The following is a 15,408-nucleotide window of genomic DNA, read 5'->3' as shown; positions in this document are numbered from 1 at the left end:
AGTGTCAAGCCTTTCCGTTGGGCGTCAGCATGGAATCTCGGGGGTCGAACGGGCATCCACCGCCTTGCACGTGAGCCACGTATTCGTCGCGGAAGTACTTGATCGACGACATCACCGGGCTGGCTGCGCCATCACCCAAGGCGCAGAACGACTTTCCGAGGATGGTGTCGGAGATATCGAGCAGCTTGTCGATGTCCTCGTCGGTGCCCTTACCGGTTTCCAGCCGTTCGTAGATCTGGTCCAGCCAGAAAGTGCCCTCGCGGCACGGTGTGCACTTGCCGCACGACTCATGCTTGTAGAAGTACGTCCAGCGGCGCACCGCCCGCACCACGCAGGTGGTCTCGTCGAAGATCTCCAGCGCCTTGGTGCCCAGCATCGAGCCGACCCCGCCCACGCCCTCGTAGTCCAGCGGCACGTCGAGGTGCTCGTCGGTCAACAGGGGGGTGGACGAACCGCCGGGTGTCCAGAACTTGAGCCGGTGCCCGGCGCGCACCCCGCCGGCATACGCGAGCAACTCGCGCAGCGTGATACCCAGCGGGGCCTCGTACTGGCCGGGCCGGGTCACGTGGCCGGACAGCGAATACAGCGTGAAGCCGGGCGATTTCTCGCTTCCCATCGACCGGAACCAGTCGACACCGTTTCCGATGATCGAGGGCACGCTGGCGATCGTCTCGACGTTGTTGATCACCGTCGGGCAGCCATACAGCCCCGCCACCGCCGGGAAGGGCGGCCGGAGCCGCGGCTGGCCGCGCCGGCCTTCCAGCGAATCGAGCAGCGCGGTCTCCTCGCCGCAGATGTAGGCGCCGGCGCCGGCGTGCACCACCAATTCCAGGTCGAATCCCGAGCCGTTGATGTCGCGGCCCAGGTATCCGGCGGCGTAGGCCTCGGCCACCGCGTTCTGCAGGCGGCGCAACACCGGGAGCACCTCGCCGCGCACGTAGATGAAGGCGTGGCTGGCCCGGATCGCATAGGCGGCGATGATGACGCCCTCGACGAGCACGTGCGGCGTCGCCAGCATCAACGGAATGTCTTTGCACGTACCGGGTTCCGACTCGTCGGCGTTGACCACCAGGTAGTGCGGCTTGGCGGCCGCGCCGGTGTCGCCCTGCGGGATGAACGACCACTTCGTCCCGGTCGAGAAGCCGGCGCCGCCGCGCCCACGCAGCCCGGAGTCCTTGACGGTCGCGATCACGTCGTCCGGCGCCATGCTCAGCGCCTTCTTCATCGCCTCGTAGCCGTCGTGGCGCAGATAGGTCTCCAAGGTCCACGACTCGGGGTCGTCCCAGAAGCGGCTGATGACCGGCGTGAGCGGCGTGGCCTGCGAGCTGGTCATGACTGGCTTTCCGGGGGAGTCGGCGCCTGCATGCCGTGCTCCTGCGCCACCTTCAGGCCGGCCAGGGTGGCCGCACCGGCGCCGCCCTGGCCCTGGTCTGGGCGCTCGTCGGGCAGGCCGGCCAGGATGCGCGACGTCTCGCGGAAGGCGCACAGCGGCGCACCGCGCGTCGGCGGCCGGGGTTCGCCCGACCGCAACGAGTCGACGAGTTCGCGCGCCGACTCGCACGTCTGGTTGTCGTAGAACTCCCAGTTGACCATCACCACCGGCGCGTAGTCGCAGGCGGCGTTGCACTCGATGTGCTGCAGGGTGACCGAGCCGTCGGCGGTCGTCTCGTCGTTGCCGATGCCCAAATGCTCTTTGAGGGCGTCGAATATCGCGTCGCCGCCCATGATCGCGCACAGCGTGTTGGTGCACACCCCGACCAGGTAGTCACCGGTGGGTCCGCGCCGGTACATGGTGTAGAAGCTCGCCACCGCCGACACCTCGGCGCCGGTCAGTCCCAACTGCTCCCCGCAGAACTCCAGGCCCGCCGGGGTGAGGTAGGAATCCTCGGCCTGCACCAGGTGCAGCAGCGGCAGCAGCGCCGAGCGTTGGTTGGGGTAGCGGCCGATGATCTCCTTGGCGTCGACCTCGAGGCGCGCCCGCACCTCGGGCGAATACGACTGCGGCGCACCCTCGGTGACGAACGCGTTGGGCTCCTCCGGCGGGGGTCCGAGCCGGATGAAGACCGGCTGTCCCTGCGGGCCCGTCACCGGTCCACCCCGCCCATGACCGGGTCGATGCTGGCGACCGCGGTGATCAGGTCGGCCACCATGCCGCCCTCGCACATCGCCGCGACCGACTGCAGGTTGGTGAACGAGGGGTCCCGGTAGTGCACCCGGTAGGGCCGGGTGCCGCCGTCGCTCACCATGTGCACGCCCAGCTCGCCGCGCGGCGATTCCACCGCCGTGTACACCTGGCCCGCCGGCACCCTGATGCCCTCGGTGACCAATTTGAAGTGGTGGATCAGGGCCTCCATCGAGCCGCCCATGATCTTGGCGATGTGCTCGGGTGAGTTACCCATGCCGTCCGGGCCCACCTTCAGGTCGGCCGGCCAGGCGATCTTGCGGTCCTCGATCATCGTCGGACCCGGCTTCAACTTGTCCAGACACTGCTCGACGATCTTGATCGACTCCCACATCTCGTTGACGCGAATCATGTAGCGGCCGTAAGCATCACACGTGTCGGCGGTCATCACGTCGAATTCGTAGTTTTCATATCCGCAGTAGGGCTCGCTCTTGCGCAGGTCGTGCGGCAACCCGGTGGCGCGCAGGATCGGCCCGGTGATGCCCAGCGCCATGCAACCGGTCAGATCCAGGTAGCCGACGTCCTGGGTGCGGGCCTTCCAGATGGCGTTTTCGTTGAGCAGCCCGCCCATTTCACGCAGCACCTGGCGCAGCGGCGCCAGCGCTTCGGCGATGTCGGACTCCGCGCCCGGCGGCAGGTCCTGCGCGACGCCGCCCGGCCGGATGTAGGCGCTGTTCATTCGCAGTCCGGAGATCTTCTCGAACAGGGTCAGGACGATCTCGCGGCCGCGGAAACCGACGAACATCGGGGTCATGGCGCCCAGCTCCATGCCGCCGGTGGCCAGCGCGACCAGATGCGAGGAGATCCGGTTGAGCTCCATCATCATCACCCGGATGACGTTGACCCGCTCCGGGATCTGATCGGTGATGCCGAGCAGCTTCTCCACGCCCAGGCAGTAGGCGGTCTCGTTGAAAAACGGTGAGAGGTAATCCATTCGGGTCACGAAGGTGACGCCCTGCGTCCAGTACCGGTATTCCAGGTTCTTTTCGATCCCGGTGTGCAGGTAGCCGATTCCGCAGCGGACGTCGGTGATCGTCTCGCCCTCGATCTCGAGGATCAGCCGCAACACCCCGTGGGTGGACGGGTGTTGGGGCCCCATGTTGACGACGATCCGTTCGCCGGGGTCCGCGTTGCGGGCGGCCTCGACGATCTGGTCCCAGTCCTGGCCGCCGGCGACCAAAACGGTCTCCGGGCTTTCCGCGCCGCCGCTGGTCGAATCGGTGATTGTGCTCATCAGTTGTACGCTCTCCGCTCGTCGGGCGGGGGTATCTGCGCTCCCTTGTATTCCACCGGAATGCCGCCGAGGGGGTAGTCCTTGCGTTGCGGATGGCCATGCCAGTCGTCGGGCATCTCGATCCGGGTCAGCGACGGATGCCCGTCGAAGATGATGCCGAAGAAGTCGTAGGTTTCACGCTCGTGCCAGTCGGTGGTCGGGTAGATGCCGAACAGCGAGGGGATGTGCGGATCACCGTCCGGCACAGCCACTTCCAGGCGGACGCGGCGATTGTGCGTGATCGACTGCAGCGGATACACGGCGTGCAGTTCGCGGCCCGTCTCGTGGGGGTAGTGCACCCCGCTCACGCCCAGGCACATCTCGAAGCGCAGTCCGGGGTCGTCGCGAAGGCGCTGGGCCACCCGGGGCAGGGCGTCCCGGCGCACGTGCAGGGTCAGCTCGTCGCGGTACACCACGACTTTTTCCAACGCGTCGGACAATTCGACGTCGGCGCTTTTCAGGGCCTCGGCCAGCTTGTCGACCACGTCGTCGAAGTAGCCCCCGTATGGGCGGGGCGAGCTGCCGGGCAGCACGACCTCCCGGACCAGCCGTCCGTACCCGGTGGTGTCACCGCTGCCGGAGAGGCCGAACATGCCGCGGCGTACGCCGATCACTTCGCCGTCGGCGCGGGGCGGGCCCACGCCTTCGGTTGCCGCTTCCTTCGGGTCGTGGTCCGGCGAGCTCATCGCAGCAGCCCGCGCATCTCGATCGTGGGCCGGGCGGCCAGCGCCGCCTGCTCGGCTTCCGCGATGGCTTCTTCGCGGTTGACCCCCAGCGGCATCTCCTGAATCTTCTCGTGCAGCTTGAGGATTGCGTGCAGCAGCATCTCGGGCCGCGGCGGGCAGCCGGGCAGGTAGATGTCCACCGGGACCACGTGATCCACGCCCTGCACGATCGCGTAGTTGTTGAACATCCCGCCCGACGACGCGCACACGCCCATGGCCAGCACCCACTTCGGCTCGCCCATCTGGTCGTAGATCTGGCGCAGCACCGGCGCCATCTTCTGGCTCACCCGGCCGGCCACGATCATCAGGTCGGCCTGCCGCGGCGTCGCCGAGAACCGCTCCATGCCGAACCGCGCGATGTCGAATCTCGGTCCGGCGGTTGCCATCATCTCGATGGCGCAGCACGCCAACCCGAATGTCGCCGGCCACAACGAGTTCTTGCGGACGTAACCGGCCACCTTCTCGACCGTCGACAGCAGAATCCCACCGGGCAGCTGTTCCTCGAGACCCACGTCTACCTCAATCCCACGTCAGGCCGCCGCGGCGCCACACATAGGCGTACGCCACGAAAACCGTGAGCATGAACACCACCATCTCGACCAACGCGAACGTTCCCAGCGCGTCGTAACTGACCGCCCAGGGATACAAGAACACGATTTCGATGTCGAAGACGATAAACAGCATTGCGGTCAGGTAATACTTCACCGGGAACCGCTGTCCGCTCGCCGCGTGGGGGCCGCTGACCGGGCTTTCGGTCGGCTCGATCCCACACTCGTAGGCCGCCATCTTCGACTTGTTGTATCGCGACGGTCCGGCGATGCTCGCGATCGCGACCGATCCCACGGCGAAGGCCGCCGCTATCGCTCCGAGAACCAGGATGGGTATGTAGACGTTCAACTCGCTCCAAGATCTCCTCGTACGGGTCGCCGTGCGGCGGCCGGGCGGGGGGCCGGGCTGCTGTGACGTACGCGGGCTGCGGGGCGCCACAGTGACCTCCACAACATAGCGTCGTGAAGACAGGTGTGCTTTGTCGGGGTGGGGGTATCCGTCAGAGTTTTGCGTCGTGGCAACCCGGCGGTTGGCCGCAGTGCACCGGCACCTTCGGCCGCGAGGCGCGACCGGGTGCTGTTACCGCAGGTGAAGGCGCTAGCGGGTGGGGGTGCGGAGCAGTCCGAGCACCGTGCGGCCGAGCACGATGGGGTCGATCGGGTGCGGCACGGCGGCTTCGGCCCGCGACCAGTTCGCCAGCCAGGCGTCGTCCGCGCGGCCGGTCAGGACCACGAGGGGCGGGCACGTCGCGAGTTCGTCTTTGAGTTGTTTGGCGATTCCCATGCCGCCGGTGGGCGTGGCCTCGCCGTCCAGAATGGCCAAGTCGATGCCGCCCTCGTCCATCTGGCGCACCACCATCGGGGCCGTCGCCACCTCGAGGTAGGTCAGCTCCGGCAGATCCGGATGCAGGTGCTTGCCCAGTGCCCGGATCACCTGTTCGCGCGTGTTGGCGTTATCGCTGTAGACCAGGATCCGCAGGGCAACGCTGGATTCGGGGCTGGAATCGGGCACGGTCCAGATGGTACTGGTGCCGCACCGGCTTTACTGGGCAGCCCGCACGAAGACCAGTTCCGCGGCCGCCTTGGCCGTCGAACCCATCATGGAAAGCCGGTTCCAGCCCAGGTCGAACCTGGTGCGGTCGACGTCGGTCTCCCCGGCGATCCGGATCGATCCGTCGTCGAGCTCGGTGATGGTGGCGGAGACCGGCAGCGGCTCGGTGATGCCTTTGATGGTGAACGCGGCCCGCACATCCGCCGCCTTGCCTTTGGTCGGCTGCACCGCGGTGATGACGACGTTGATCTCGCCGTAGCGCTCGACGTCGAAGAAGTCGGCGGAGCGCAGGTGCTTGTCGCGCCGGCCGATGCCGGTGTCGATCGAGGCCGCGCGGATGTCGATGCGGCCGAAAACGGCTCCCGCGCCCGTCAGTTGGCCGTCGCCACTGAACTCGGTGAAGCGACCCTTGACGTTGACCAGGCCCCACATGTTTCTGATCTTGAAGGTGATGGTCGAGCGGTCCGGGACGAGGTTCCAGACGCCGGCCACGTCGGGATCGTTCAGCAGTGTTTCCAGAGTTGTCATCTCCCACCCCATCTCTCGAGGGGAATCTAACCGCTATTGCATCAGCGGCGCGATCTCTGCGGGGTCGAAATACTCGTCGATCCGGGCGAGCCGGCCGTCTTCGCCGACCCTGATCACGATGCAGACCCGCATCGAGATCGATTGACCGGCATGGCCGGTGGCGTGCAGGACGTGCTGCTGGACGAAGCCGCCCTCGAAGAAGCGCCGGTCCAGGATTTCGTAGCGGCGCGCGGTGGTCGCGTTGATGAACCAGTCGATGACCCGCAACGCGCGGGCCTTGCCGTCGTCGCGGCGCGCGCCCACCCGCCAGACCGCGATGTCGTCGCTCCACATCTGGTCGACCGCCGCGAAGTCACCCTTTTCGATGGCCGCGAACAGCCGGTCGGCCGCGTCGGCGACGGTTTCCGCACTCGGCATGGCAAACGCTCCTAATCGCTGTTGTCGTAACCCGGGTGTGCGGCCGCCAGCCGGCGCCGCACCAGCGTGCGCAGGCAGGCCGTCACTTCCAGGGCCCGCCCGTCCAGCTCGCCGGCCCGGATCGCGGCGGCCAGCTCTTCCTCGTCGGCGAACCCCAGGTCGGCCAGGGCGGCGCGGGATTCGGCCTCGCTCTCGTCGAGCAGTTCGCGCTCGACGATGCGCAACGCGTTGGCCGCCACCCTGGCGTGGAAGTTGACCTGCCCGCTGGTCGCCGACCGCACGTCGGTCTCCAGAAATTCGGCCACCGCGGCCACCAACTCGGCGGCGACCGGCCGGCCGTACGCGCCGATCATCAGGCGGCTCCTTCGAGCAGGTCGAGCAGGTCCCACTCGGTCTCGCACACGCGGCGACCGATGGTGGCCAACTCCACCGAGCGGTGCAGACCGGTCAGATGCCGCTCGGCCTGATAGCGGCAGATGACGCCCCAGCGCAGCGTGGCCAGCACCAGCCACCAGTGGAACGTGACTCGATCCACGCTGGAACCGCTGGCCTGCTCGTAGGCGCGCAGGAAGCTCTCGATGCTGCCCAGACCTCCGGCGCCGAGGCCGGCGGGAGCGCCGAAGCGCCAGGCCCGGATGCAGAACCAGGCCAGGTCGTCGTGCGGGTCGCCGCGGTGCACCAGCTCCCAGTCGAGGACGGCGGCGAGGCGGGACCCGTCGACGATCAGGTTGCCCATCCGGTAGTCGCCGTGCACCAGGACGTCCGCCGACGGTCCGGGCCGACGGGCTTCCAGCCAGCGAAACGCCCATTCGAAGGTGGCCGTGGTGTCGCCCATCGCGTCGAGGCGCTCCCGATACTGCGCGAGCGGATCCTCGTGGGCCAGCCCGGGGATGGCCGGGTCGGCGCGGTGGATGGCCGCCAGCGCCTGCGCGCATTGCCGCAGCAGCCCCGTGCGGGCCGCCTGTCCGCCCGCGGCGTCGAGTTGCCGCTGGATGCGCCGGACGATGGTCTCGCCCGCGATCGCCTCGCAGATCAGAAACGGGTTGCCCAGTGCCGCAGGCGAATCGTCGGCGATCAGGACGTGGGGGACCGGTGCGCCGGCGGCTGCGGCGGCGGCCTGGGCGCGCGCCTCGAGCTCCATGCCTGCGTGCACGTCGTCGGGTGCGCCGGTGCGCAGGATCAACGCTTGGCTTCGGTCGCCGGTGGCGGCATCGAACGCCCAGGTGGCGCGGCTGGCGCCGCCGGTCAGGGCGCGCAGGTTGCGCACCGCGACGTCGGCGCCGAGGACCGGCGCCAGCAGCGCGGCGAGTTGTGTGGCCAGGTCGTCGGTCGGCGTCACTTGCCAAACTTAAACAGCCGCTGCGCCACCCGGCGAATCTGGATCTCCTCGGCGCCTTCGGTGATCCGGTAACGGCGGTGGTGGCGATAGATGTGCTCGAACGGCTCGTGCCGGCTGTAGCCCAGGCCACCGAAGATCTGCATGGCCCGATCGGCGGCGTCGCACACCAGCCGGTTCGCCCGGTAGTTGGCCATCGACACCTTGTCCGAAACCTCCATGTGGTGATCGCGGTCCAGGTGCCAGGCGGCGTAGGCCACCAGCAGCCGCACCATCTGGGCTTCGGTCTGCAGTTCGGCGAGCGGCCATTGCACGGCCTGGTTGACCGACAGCGGCTTGCCGAACACGGTTCGCCTGCCGGCGTATTCGGCGGCGCGGTCGATGCAGTACTGCGCGGCGCCCAGGCTGCTCGCGGCCTGCCGAATCCTGTTCTCGTGCAGGAAGGTCTGCGCCACCTCCAGGCCGCGGTCCACCTCACCGAGGACCGCATCGGCGGGTACCCGGACGTCGGTCAAGGAGACTTCGCCATGGTCGGTCGGCATGTTGAAAGTCCACCAGTAGTAGGGGACTTTGAACCCGGGCGCGTCCGTCGGCACCAGAAACGCCGTGATGCCCCGCGCCTGGCCGGGCTCACCGGAGGTGCGCGCGAAGACCAGGTCGTGGGTCGCGCGGTGCACGCCGGTGTTGAACCGCTTGGATCCGTTGATCACCCAGTCGTCGCCGTCGGGCCGCGCGTGCGTCTCCAGCCACGTCGCGTCCGAGCCGTGCTGCGGCTCCGTCAGCCCGAACGCCATCGAACGTTCCCCGGTGATCAGCGCCTCGGACCACAGCCGTCGCTGCTCGGAGGTGCCGAACCGCTCCATCATGATCACCTGCGGGAAGTTCCCGACGATCGAGGACTCGTTCTGCAAGTCGTTGTGCAGCCCAAGTCCCTTGTGCGCCAGGTGTTCCCGAATGACGGCCATGTCCACATTGGTGCCGTCCCGCCCGCCCAGCGAGGCCGGCAGACCGTACCGCAGCCATCCCGCCTTGTCGGCCCGCCTGCGCATCTCGGCGAGCAGCTCCTCCCATTCGAGCGTCGGGATGCCGTCGTTCTCCCAGTCGGTGCGGGCGTGTTCTCGGCGCTTGTCGAAATACTGGATGTGTTCGCGCTCGAGCGGTTTGATCTCGGCCTCGATGAAGTCGTCCATCTCGGCGAGCAGGCCCGGAAGGTGTTCGGGGAGCGTGAAATCCACAGTTGTCTCCTTACTCGCCGTAGAGCGTTTTCTTCCAGATCGTCGACAGCGTGGCGATGGCGTCCTTGTCGCTGATCTTGAGGCCCAGGTTGGAGTTGCCGACGAACACGGTGGTGAAGTTCTCGAAGAGCAGGGCGATGGCCGCCGCGGTGTGTTGCGGATCGAGCTCGGTTCCGTAGCCCTGCTCCTGGGCGCGGCGCACCGAGGCGGCGACGATGTCCATGCCGAAGCGGCGAAATTCGTCCTGCACGGCGGCGAAGCGCGGCTGGGTGGCGGCGAGTTGGGCCACGGCGATCATGATGCCGATGTTCTGTTTGAACATGTTCCAGTAGCCGGTGACCACCGAGGTGAAGAAGGCCTCGTCTTCCGGCGAGTCCGGCAGGTGCACGCTGAGCCCGGACGGCGTCACGACGTCGTGCAGAAAGGATTCCGCCAGCGCGGCGAGCAGGTCTTCCTTGTCGCCGAAATACCGATAGAACACGGCGGACGACTTGCCGGCAGCCGACGTGATGTCGGCCAGCGTGGTACCGTGAAAGCCCCGCTCGGCGAACAGCTTTCGGGCGGCCTGCTCGATGGCCTGCCTGGTCTGGCGGCCCTTGGCGGTCAGCGTGTCCGGGGTGGGCATCAGGCCCGGATCCGGTCACCGGCGCGCAGCAGGGCGCCCGGCAGGTCATGGCCGACAACGGATCTGGCGACCTCGGCGGCGGCGATGGCGGCCTGCAGGTCGACGTCGACCCCGAAGCCGCTGTCGCGCAGCAGGTACACCAGGTCCTCGGTGGCGATATTGCCGGTCGCGCCCGGCGCGAACGGGCAGCCGCCCAGGCCGCCGACTGAGGCGTCCAGCCTCCTCACCCCGGCGCTGACCGCGGCGTAGGCGCTGGCCAGCCCGGAGCCGCGGGTGTTGTGGAAATGCCCGCCCAGCGGCAGGTCGCCGATCACCGGACGCAGTTGGGCGATCAGCGAATTCACCCGCCCGGGGGTGGCAGTGCCGATGGTGTCGGCGATCGACAGGCGGTCGACGCCGCGGTCGCGGGCGGCCGCGGCGATGTCGAGCACCCGCTGCGGGGGAGTGGGGCCTTCGAACGGTGAGTCCCACGCGGTGGCGATGATCACCTCGACGCTGACGCCGGCGTCGTGCGCGATGGCGAGGATCTCGCCGATCTGATCGGTGGCCTGCGCGCTGGTGCGCCCGACGTTGGCCTGGCTGAAGGTGTCGTCGGCGGCCACCACGTACTCGATCGAGCGCAGCCCCGCCGCCACCGCGCGCTTGGCCCCGTTCGGGCTGGCCACCAGCGCGGAGAATTCGATGTCGGGGTAGTCGTGCAGGTGCGCGGCGAGCTCGGCGGCGTCGGCCATCGACGGTACCTTCGACGGCGAGACGAACGCGGTGGCCTCGATCTCGCGCACTCCGGTCGCGGCGACCGCCGCCAGCAGTTCGAGCTTGGCCGCCAACGGGATTGGCGCCTCGATCTGCAGTCCGTCGCGCAGCGATACCTCGCGGATCGCCACCTGGGTGTTCACAGCACCTCCTCGGCCCGCAACGTCTCCAGCTCCTCGGCGGTCCTGCCCAGCAGTCCGATGAAGACGTCGTCGTTGTGCTGTCCCGGCCGCGCGGGCCCGGCGCTGCGGACCCGGCCCGGGGACTCGGAGAGCACCGGCACCACGCCGGGCCCCAGCACGTTTCGCCCGACCCGTTCATCGAAGTGCTCGACCAGCATGCCGCGGGCCCGCAGCTGCGGGTCGTTGACGACCTCGGCGACGGTGTTGATGGGTCCAGCGATCACGCCTGCGGCGCTGAGGGTTTCGATGATCTCACCCGGCCGGCGCTCCGCCGCCCATGCGCCGATGATCCCGTCGAGCTCGTCCTGGTTGCGGCCACGGGCGCCGTGCGTGGCGAACCGGTCGTCGGTGACCAGCTCGGGGCGGCCCATCGCCTTGCACAGCCGGGCGAAGACGGTGTCCTGGTTGGCGGCGATCACCACCCAGGAGCCGTCGGCGCTGCGGTAGATGTTCGACGGCGCGATGCCCTCCAGCCGGGTGCCCGACGGTCCGCGCACCACGCCCCCCGCGTCGTAGTCGGGGATGGTGGATTCCTGGACCGCCAAACAGGATTCGGTCAGCGCGACGTCCACCACCTGGCCGCGCCCGGTGATGCCGCGGCGGTACAACGCTGCCAGCGCCCCCTGGGCGCCGAACATGCCGGCCAGGGTGTCGCCGAGGGATAGCGCCAGCCGGGGCGGCGGGCCGCCGGGGAAGCCGTTGAGGTGCCGCAGCCCGCTTGCCGCCTCGGCCACCGAGGCGTAGCCGGCCTTGTGCGCGTCGGGCCCGGTCTGCCCGTAACCCGAGACCCGGACCAGGATGATGCCCGGGTTGCGGGCGCTGAGCACGTCGTAGCCCAGGTCCCATTTCTCCAGCGTTCCCGGCCGGAAGTTCTCCACGACGATGTCGGATTTCGCGACCAGCTCCAGGAACAGCTCGCGGCCGCGGGGCTTGCGCAGGTCGAGGGTGATCGCTCGCTTGTTGCGCGCGTGCACCGTCCAAAAGACGTGCTGCCCGTCGATCTCGGCCTGGCCCCAGGTGCGCAGCGGGTCCGGGGCGCCGGGGGGCTCGACCTTGATGACGTCGGCGCCCATGTCGCCCAGCAGCCGCCCGGCGAACGGGCCCGCGATCAGCGTGCCGAGTTCGAGCACCCGTACGCCGTCCAGCGGACCGGCTGTCACTCTTTGCTCGCGAAGTCGTGGCGGACCAGCCAGTCGGTAACGATGTCGACGGCCGCGCGCAGCTTGTCGCGCTGGTCGGGGCCCGCGTAATAGTGGGTGGCGCCGGGGATTTCGTGCATTTCCTTATCGTGGTACCCGATCGCCTCGAACAGCCGCCGGGTGTGGCTGGGTGTGCAGGCGTCGTCGGCCAGGTTACCGATCACCAGCGCCGGGACCGCGATGTCGGCCCCGCACGCCACCCCGTCGCCGCGGGCGTCGTCGTAGCTCCACTGCGACAGCCAGCCCCGTAACGTCGAGAAGCGGGCCAGCCCGACCGGGCTCATGTTCACCACCTGAGGATCCCCCAGGTAGCAGGTTCCCGGGGTGCGTTCGTTGGGATCCACGGTCGGGTCCAGCCAGCGCGGGTCCGCCATGGTGCCGTGCACCACGAAGCCGAACTCGTCTTCGGGCCGGCCGGCCGCCTTCAACTCGGCGAGCTTGTCCCGGACCCAGGCGGTGATGCGCCGGTTGCGCGCGATCTGCGCCTCGCGATACCGGGCCAGGAACTTCTGGCTGTACGGCGGCTGGTTGGGGTTGTCCGGGTTGTACAGGTCCAGCTCGGGATCGCGCTTGGTGGGGTCGGATTCGTCGAGGATGGACGCGTCGAGCCATTCGGTCAGCGTGCCGTGCCGGCTGATGTGCGCGGCCAGCAGCATGATGCCGTCCGCGGCGGGCAGGTCCAGGGCGGTCAGGTCGGGCCCGTCGCCGGAGGGGCTGGACGTGATGGTCGGGTGCTGGGCCTGCTGTTGATAGAACACCGACAGCGAGCCGCCGCCGCTCCACCCGGCCAGCACCACCTTCGAGTAGCCCAGCCGCTTCTTGGCGTCCTTGATGCACTCGCCGAGGTCCTCCACCACCTTCTCCATCAGCAGCGCCGCGTCGGTGCCGCGGAATCGGCTGTTGCAGTAGATGACGTGGTGGCCGGCGCGGGCCAGCGCGTTGATCATCGGCAGGTAGGCGCCGCCCCCGATCGGGTGCATGAACACCAGCACCGTGTCCGACGACCGCTCCGTCGGCTTGAGCAGATAGCTTTCCAGCACGGTGATCTCGGCCAGGCCGCCATAGACGTCGCGGACGCCGGAATTGTTCTGGAAGGCAACGAGATAGGGGATTCGTTCGTATTCGTGACGGGTCGTCATGCTCAGTGTTGTCCTAGGTCGTTCGCCAGCACCTCGGCCGACGGGGTCAGTCGCCGACGGGTGTCGACGGCGATCACTTGCCAATCGACGCGGGAGTACTCGTCGAACTTGCGGCGCGCCCGTTCCCGCGCCTTCTCCGGTGCGCCGTGGTGAACGCCTTGCGGCGCATGGGAGATCAGGCCGGGCGGCATCGGGATGCCGTACAGCGAGCCGCCGTGGAAGAAGGCGATCTCGTCATAGTCGACGTTGCGGTGATACCACGGGGTGCGCTCGGTGCCTGGGACACCCTCGGCCGGCTTCGGCAGGAAGTTCATCACGTAGACGCCGGTGGCCTGCATGAACAGGTGCACCGTCGGTGGCAGGTGGACGCTGTCGGAGGTGACCACGTTGTAGTCGGCGATGTTGAAGGTGAACGCGAAGTTGTCACCGCGCCAACCCTCGACGTCGAGCGGATTGTGTTGGTAGAACAGCGTTGTCGGGCCGCCATCCCCAACAGGCCGGTGGAGGAGCCGGACCTCGTACTCGTCGCGGCCGTCGTCCTCGACGGGGGCCGGTTCGGGGATGGTGGCCTGCGACGGGTCGAACGGGAAGTGCCGGCCCAGCGGCCCGGGCGGCGGCACCCGGAACTCGTCGGTCGCCTCGATCATGAGCAGCGTCGTCTCGGCGTCGGGAACGTGACGCCAGGTGCAGGCCTTGGGCAGGTAGACCCAGTCGCCTGGGGAGTAGCGCAGTGGCCCGAACTCGGTTTCGAGCAGGCCCGCGCCCTGGTGCACGAAGCACAGCAGGTCGCCGTCGACATGGCGGGCGAAAAACGGCATCGGCTGGGCGCGCCGGCTCAACAGGATTCGGCAGTCGGCGTTGCTGAACATCAGCAGGGGACCGCCGTTGGCGTCGGTGGCGTCGCTCGGCTTCAGCTCTCCGGCCAGCACGTCGACGGGCCGCAGCGGGCCGACGGACCGGTAGGCGGTGGGGTCGTGGCGGCGGTAGAGGTTCGCCGTGCGGCCGGTGAATCCGCCGCGGCCCAGCTCGTCGTCCTTTAGCCCGTCGAGGTCGGCGTGCAGGCGTTGGGGCGTCTTGCCTTTTCGCAAGTGAACGAACGATTCCATCGAATACCCCCGGCTCGGGCGACCTACAAAACTGAAAGTGATATTAGTTTTTGTTTTGCGCCCGCACAAGGGTCCGTGCGTCTTCGTCGACCCTTCAGTGCCGCCGATCAAGCCCGACGAGTCAGTCGCGGACGCGCACCACGACCTTGCCCCTGGCGGTGCGGTTCTCCAGCGACGCGACCGCCGCGGCGGCCTCCTCGAGCGGGTACACCTCCGGATTGGGGGCGGCCAGTTGCCCGGAGCTCAGCAGCTTCTCGAGCCCGGCCCACTGCTCGGCCAGCGCGTTCGGACGCGTGGCCGTCCACGCGCCCCAGCCGACACCGACCACGTCAATGTTGTTGAGCAGCAACCGGTTCACCTTCACGGTCGGGATCTCTCCGCCGGTGAAGCCGACGACCAGCAGCCGCCCACCCGGCGCAAGCGAGCGCAGCGAATCGGTGAACCGGTCACCGCCGACCGGGTCGAGTATCAGGTCGACACCGCGACCGCCGGTGAGTTCCTTGACCGCGTCCTTGAACCCGTCGGCCAGCACGACGTCGGTGGCGCCGGCGGCGGTCGCGACGTCGGCCTTCCCCTCGGTGCTGACGACCGCGATGGTGCGCGACGCCCCGAGCAGCGCGGCCAGCCGCAGCGTCGACGTGCCGATGCCCCCGGCGGCGCCGTGCACCAGGACCGTCTCGCCCTGGGCGAGCCGGCCGCGCACCGTCAGGGCGAAATACACGGTCAGGTCGTTGAACAGGAGTCCGGCGCCGGCCTCGAAGCTCACGTTGTCGGGCAGCTTGAACACCCGGTCGGGCGCCAGGATTGCGACTTCGGCCATGCCGCCGGACAGCATCGTCAGCCCGACGACCCGGTCGCCGGCCCGCACGTGCGCGCCGGCCGGCGCCGAGCGGACCACACCGGCGATCTCCGCGCCCAGCACGAACGGCGGCTCGGGGCGGTACTGATACAGGCCCCGGGTCAGCAACGCGTCGGGGAAGGCGGCACCGGCGGCGTGCACCTCGACGACGACGCCGTCACCCGACGGTTCGTCGACCTCCGCCACCTCGATCGCCTCCGGACCGTCCAACCGAGTCACCCGTGCAGCGCGCATGGTCGCAGAGCCTACT

General features: G+C 68.6%; 18 protein-coding genes. All 18 read right to left on the bottom strand.

All coding sequences use genetic code 11. The features are described 5' to 3' along the window. Positions 1-4 precede the first annotated feature (4 nt). The gene (nuoF, locus tag A5730_RS00255; RefSeq protein WP_067893999.1) at positions 5-1,333 is read right to left on the bottom strand and encodes an NADH-quinone oxidoreductase subunit NuoF; all 1,329 of its coding nucleotides are present in this window, start codon (positions 1,331-1,333) and stop codon (positions 5-7) included. Then, a complete protein-coding gene (nuoE, locus tag A5730_RS00250) occupies positions 1,330-2,088 on the bottom strand; it encodes an NADH-quinone oxidoreductase subunit NuoE (RefSeq protein WP_067893996.1) in 759 nt (252 codons plus the stop codon). The genes nuoF and nuoE overlap by 4 nt, the downstream gene beginning before the upstream one ends. Further along, positions 2,085-3,416 carry an NADH dehydrogenase (quinone) subunit D gene (gene nuoD / locus A5730_RS00245; protein WP_067893993.1) on the bottom strand — a complete coding sequence of 444 codons (1,332 nt, stop codon included), beginning with the start codon at positions 3,414-3,416 and terminating at the stop codon, positions 2,085-2,087. Before nuoD ends, nuoE begins: the two co-directional genes overlap by 4 nt. Then, entirely contained in the window at positions 3,416-4,141 is a 726-nt protein-coding gene (locus A5730_RS00240) for an NADH-quinone oxidoreductase subunit C (RefSeq protein ID WP_067893990.1), read from the bottom strand. The genes nuoD and A5730_RS00240 overlap by 1 nt, the downstream gene beginning before the upstream one ends. Next, on the bottom strand, positions 4,138-4,692 hold the full coding sequence (locus A5730_RS00235) for an NADH-quinone oxidoreductase subunit B family protein (protein ID WP_066946610.1): 555 nt from the start codon (positions 4,690-4,692) through the stop codon (positions 4,138-4,140). The genes A5730_RS00240 and A5730_RS00235 overlap by 4 nt, the downstream gene beginning before the upstream one ends. A gap of 7 nt (positions 4,693-4,699) precedes the next feature. Then, a complete protein-coding gene (locus A5730_RS00230; RefSeq protein ID WP_055402991.1) occupies positions 4,700-5,077 on the bottom strand; it encodes an NADH-quinone oxidoreductase subunit A in 378 nt (125 codons plus the stop codon). Positions 5,078-5,326: 249 nt separating this feature from the next. After that, positions 5,327-5,740 carry a response regulator transcription factor gene (locus A5730_RS00225; RefSeq protein WP_055402993.1) on the bottom strand — a complete coding sequence of 138 codons (414 nt, stop codon included), beginning with the start codon at positions 5,738-5,740 and terminating at the stop codon, positions 5,327-5,329. A gap of 30 nt (positions 5,741-5,770) precedes the next feature. Continuing rightward, positions 5,771-6,307 carry a YceI family protein gene (locus A5730_RS00220; RefSeq protein WP_067894128.1) on the bottom strand — a complete coding sequence of 179 codons (537 nt, stop codon included), beginning with the start codon at positions 6,305-6,307 and terminating at the stop codon, positions 5,771-5,773. 33 nt (positions 6,308-6,340) lie between these two features. Beyond that, entirely contained in the window at positions 6,341-6,724 is a 384-nt protein-coding gene (locus tag A5730_RS00215; RefSeq protein WP_067893987.1) for a nuclear transport factor 2 family protein, read from the bottom strand. An 11-nt stretch (positions 6,725-6,735) separates the two neighbouring features. Continuing rightward, positions 6,736-7,077, bottom strand: coding sequence for a DUF6285 domain-containing protein (locus A5730_RS00210; protein WP_067893985.1), 342 nt, complete (start codon positions 7,075-7,077; stop codon positions 6,736-6,738). Continuing rightward, positions 7,077-8,063, bottom strand: coding sequence for a phosphotransferase family protein (locus tag A5730_RS00205; protein ID WP_067893982.1), 987 nt, complete (start codon positions 8,061-8,063; stop codon positions 7,077-7,079). Before A5730_RS00205 ends, A5730_RS00210 begins: the two co-directional genes overlap by 1 nt. Continuing rightward, positions 8,060-9,295 (bottom strand): acyl-CoA dehydrogenase family protein, encoded by a 1,236-nt coding sequence (locus A5730_RS00200; protein WP_067893979.1) that lies wholly within the window; start codon positions 9,293-9,295, stop codon positions 8,060-8,062. Before A5730_RS00200 ends, A5730_RS00205 begins: the two co-directional genes overlap by 4 nt. A gap of 10 nt (positions 9,296-9,305) precedes the next feature. After that, positions 9,306-9,920, bottom strand: a complete 615-nt coding sequence (locus A5730_RS00195) for a TetR/AcrR family transcriptional regulator (protein WP_082946643.1) — start codon at positions 9,918-9,920, stop codon at positions 9,306-9,308. After that, the gene (locus A5730_RS00190; protein ID WP_067893973.1) at positions 9,920-10,816 is read right to left on the bottom strand and encodes a hydroxymethylglutaryl-CoA lyase; all 897 of its coding nucleotides are present in this window, start codon (positions 10,814-10,816) and stop codon (positions 9,920-9,922) included. The genes A5730_RS00195 and A5730_RS00190 overlap by 1 nt, the downstream gene beginning before the upstream one ends. Beyond that, positions 10,813-12,015 carry a CaiB/BaiF CoA-transferase family protein gene (locus tag A5730_RS00185; protein WP_067893970.1) on the bottom strand — a complete coding sequence of 401 codons (1,203 nt, stop codon included), beginning with the start codon at positions 12,013-12,015 and terminating at the stop codon, positions 10,813-10,815. Before A5730_RS00185 ends, A5730_RS00190 begins: the two co-directional genes overlap by 4 nt. After that, a complete protein-coding gene (locus tag A5730_RS00180) occupies positions 12,012-13,193 on the bottom strand; it encodes an alpha/beta fold hydrolase (protein WP_067893967.1) in 1,182 nt (393 codons plus the stop codon). Before A5730_RS00180 ends, A5730_RS00185 begins: the two co-directional genes overlap by 4 nt. 2 nt (positions 13,194-13,195) lie before the next feature. After that, the gene (locus A5730_RS00175) at positions 13,196-14,299 is read right to left on the bottom strand and encodes a homogentisate 1,2-dioxygenase (RefSeq protein ID WP_067893964.1); all 1,104 of its coding nucleotides are present in this window, start codon (positions 14,297-14,299) and stop codon (positions 13,196-13,198) included. Between the two features lie 121 nt (positions 14,300-14,420). Further along, the gene (locus A5730_RS00170; protein ID WP_067893963.1) at positions 14,421-15,392 is read right to left on the bottom strand and encodes an NADPH:quinone oxidoreductase family protein; all 972 of its coding nucleotides are present in this window, start codon (positions 15,390-15,392) and stop codon (positions 14,421-14,423) included. Positions 15,393-15,408 lie beyond the last annotated feature (16 nt).

Source organism: Mycobacterium sp. ACS4054 (assembly GCF_001667275.1).
In the GTDB taxonomy this organism is placed as follows: Bacteria; Actinomycetota; Actinomycetes; order Mycobacteriales; family Mycobacteriaceae; genus Mycobacterium.
Note: the sequence above shows the minus strand (reverse complement) of the source record. Positions and strands in the feature narration are given on the sequence as shown.

What these genes read in the sequence shown, in the direction of transcription:
- nuoF (WP_067893999.1), bottom strand. Translation starts at nt 1,333, where the DNA reads ATGACCAGCTCGCAGGCCACGCCGCTCACGCCGGTCATCAGCCGCTTC.
- nuoD (WP_067893993.1), bottom strand. Translation starts at nt 3,416, where the DNA reads ATGAGCACAATCACCGATTCGACCAGCGGCGGCGCGGAAAGCCCGGAG.
- A5730_RS00240 (WP_067893990.1), bottom strand. Translation starts at nt 4,141, where the DNA reads ATGAGCTCGCCGGACCACGACCCGAAGGAAGCGGCAACCGAAGGCGTG.
- A5730_RS00220 (WP_067894128.1), bottom strand. Translation starts at nt 6,307, where the DNA reads ATGACAACTCTGGAAACACTGCTGAACGATCCCGACGTGGCCGGCGTC.
- A5730_RS00215 (WP_067893987.1), bottom strand. Translation starts at nt 6,724, where the DNA reads ATGCCGAGTGCGGAAACCGTCGCCGACGCGGCCGACCGGCTGTTCGCG.
- A5730_RS00210 (WP_067893985.1), bottom strand. Translation starts at nt 7,077, where the DNA reads ATGATCGGCGCGTACGGCCGGCCGGTCGCCGCCGAGTTGGTGGCCGCG.
- A5730_RS00195 (WP_082946643.1), bottom strand. Translation starts at nt 9,920, where the DNA reads ATGCCCACCCCGGACACGCTGACCGCCAAGGGCCGCCAGACCAGGCAG.
- A5730_RS00180 (WP_067893967.1), bottom strand. Translation starts at nt 13,193, where the DNA reads ATGACGACCCGTCACGAATACGAACGAATCCCCTATCTCGTTGCCTTC.
- A5730_RS00175 (WP_067893964.1), bottom strand. Translation starts at nt 14,299, where the DNA reads ATGGAATCGTTCGTTCACTTGCGAAAAGGCAAGACGCCCCAACGCCTG.
- A5730_RS00170 (WP_067893963.1), bottom strand. Translation starts at nt 15,392, where the DNA reads ATGCGCGCTGCACGGGTGACTCGGTTGGACGGTCCGGAGGCGATCGAG.